Below are 1137 nucleotides of genomic sequence, written 5' to 3'. Positions count from 1 at the left end.
TGACACACTTGAAAGCTTATTTGATTAACACTCCGCAACTTTACTTGAGTGTTTACACAAAATTATTGACAGAATCTATTTAAAATGTTTGTAATTTTAAAGAATCACAAATTGTTTATCAAAAACAATATCACTTTTGCGAAGCTTTGTCTCATAAATAGGCGATTATTCAGGATATCTTTCCGATGTTGGATAAGGGGAGTAATGATATTGTATTTTAATTCTTTCTTGTGAGCTTGATGTTAAAGCCCATTCACATTCTTTAATAACCATGATGAAATAGAAATACAAGCATAGATTAGAAAGATAACATAAAGCATATGTATTCTTATCAAGAGACAGAGTACAAAAATAACAACTAAAGAAAGAACAAGTAGCATTAGAACAAAAAGTCCTATCAATGGATATTTAACCCAGTTATTTTGAATTTTATTTATATAATTTACGATAGAAGTAATGGTAGATAAAAAGAGTCCATTATTTGAATAATATATATTTGCACCCTCAAAAAGTATTTCAAAAAGTATTTTTAAATTTTTAAGTTCCTCTTCAGAAATTGAGTTTCCTTCCATATCTTCAACTTTGATCAATGTCCAGGAGTCTATTTTTTTAAAATTAAATTTATATTTATTTTCATTTTTCCAAGTGAGGACTACCTCACCAACTTTGTTTTCATCTTTAAAACAAGTGTTTTGTGACTCTTGTGTTCCCGAGAGAGAAGCAGGAATATGAAGAGCAATTTCATTTTTTAAACGAGTAACACCTATTTTAAACAGAGGAATATTTTTGTCTTCTAGTTGAAAATTTTCGCAATTTGTATTGTTATTAAATTGATTTTCATAGTATCTGGAGAAATCTTCTACAATAGTTCCCATTTGACTTTCTTTTGAGTATTTTATAACATTCGAATCTTTATCCATTCGAATAAAAAAGATCGTCAAAGTTATAAAAATGAGTATTATGAGAAGTAAAGAAACGATATACGTTATTAATCCAATGGATTCTGAGTTCTTATTGAAAAAATCTAATAAATTTTTCCATGGATCAGATGAATTTTCACCATTCCCCAATTGTCAAGTCAAGTGCAACAAAGTCATTCCTCTGATTAAGCGAGTGTTCTTCCAGCTGTTTGAGCTA

1 protein-coding gene is annotated in these 1137 nt (G+C 28.5%); it reads right to left on the bottom strand.

What is annotated here, in order from left to right:
• Window positions 1-242: 242 nt before the first annotated feature.
• On the bottom strand, window positions 243-875 hold the full coding sequence (locus K1J10_RS10505) for a hypothetical protein (protein WP_223357335.1): 633 nt from the start codon (window positions 873-875) through the stop codon (window positions 243-245).
• Window positions 876-1137 lie beyond the last annotated feature (262 nt).

Origin of the sequence: Streptococcus australis, from assembly GCF_019930045.1 — a bacterium.
In the GTDB taxonomy this organism is placed as follows: Bacteria; Bacillota; Bacilli; order Lactobacillales; family Streptococcaceae; genus Streptococcus; species Streptococcus australis_D.
This window is presented reverse-complemented; position numbering and strand designations above follow the sequence as displayed.

Bases quoted from the DNA above. Each gene is read 5' to 3' on its own strand.
- K1J10_RS10505 (WP_223357335.1), bottom strand. From the start codon at position 875: ATGGGAACTATTGTAGAAGATTTCTCCAGATACTATGAAAATCAATTT.